This is a genomic window from Rothia sp. HMSC075F09, from assembly GCF_001810515.1.
Classification (GTDB): domain Bacteria; phylum Actinomycetota; class Actinomycetes; order Actinomycetales; family Micrococcaceae; genus Rothia.
On record NZ_KV801780.1, the window covers coordinates 160,931 to 161,949 of the forward strand.

1 pseudogene is annotated in these 1,019 nt (G+C 55.1%); it reads right to left on the bottom strand.

Going from position 1 to position 1,019, the window contains the following annotated elements:
- Positions 1–521: 521 nt before the first annotated feature.
- Positions 522–1,019 (bottom strand): annotated as a pseudogene (locus HMPREF2749_RS09380) (peptide ABC transporter ATPase); the annotation flags it as partial.

Consider the following 1,019-nt stretch of genomic DNA (forward strand, 5'->3'; position numbering starts at 1 on the left):
TTTGGTGGCTTCTCGAAACACATGTGGCTTCTGCGTGTCTGCGGGGGTTATATTCGCGCCCCCCCACCCGATGCAGATGGAGGGCGCACCGGGTTCATGGATTTTCGATAGGTTAGTGACTTTAATGCGGGTTAAAGACCCACGGCAAAGACACTAACCTATCGAAAACCTCGGTCTAAAAAGCAGGCGGCCCCGGATGCGTCAGGTAGATGGGCGGGAGTCGGTTATGGTTTAGCTTTTTCGGTAATGGGTTAGTGACTTTGGGTTGGGGTTTTAACCATTACCAAAGATGCTAAGTCATGACTGAAATTGCTAAGTCATGACCGGATTTTCACCGGTGCTGAGGTGTCGCCTTCGCAGAATTTGTGCCATGGTTTAGCGTCTTTGACCATGGCTTTTAACTACGACCAAAGACGCTAACCTATGGTCGAAATTTTAGACACATAAAAGCAGGCGGCCCCGGATGCTCAAACATTCGGGGCCGCCTGTTGCGGTTATCTATATATTGGGTCAGAAGTGGTTTACATGTCGGGCCAGTCGCGGTGCAACGAATACTCCGTGTCCCCGTCACCGCTGTCGTTCAGGTGCCATCGCTGACCGGTACGGATGTCGGCCTTGCGCAGACGCGGGTTCGGATTATCCTTCTTGCCCATCGTCGGGTCATTCTTGCAGCCCCAACGAGTATCGTCTTCATCGCAGGTGCCGCCGACGCGTCCCACATCAACCCACCACACACGGATCAGCAACGGGTCACTGGTTGCCTGCGGGGTCACCTCCATCATCTGCCACGGGCCACCATCCACACGGAAACGAGCCGTGTAATGCACGGTCGCGTACGCGTGGAAGTTACCAGACCGCTGGTAGGCGTAGCTGGTATCCGTCTGCCTCGGACGCTCACGAGGGTAGGTGGTGACCGGTTTGCCTGCCGTGTAGTTAGTGGCAGTATCGCCATTGCCGTACTCGATGACGTACGAGGAGGGCATGAGTTCAATTTCGACGTGTCCGGCGAGCATGTCTGC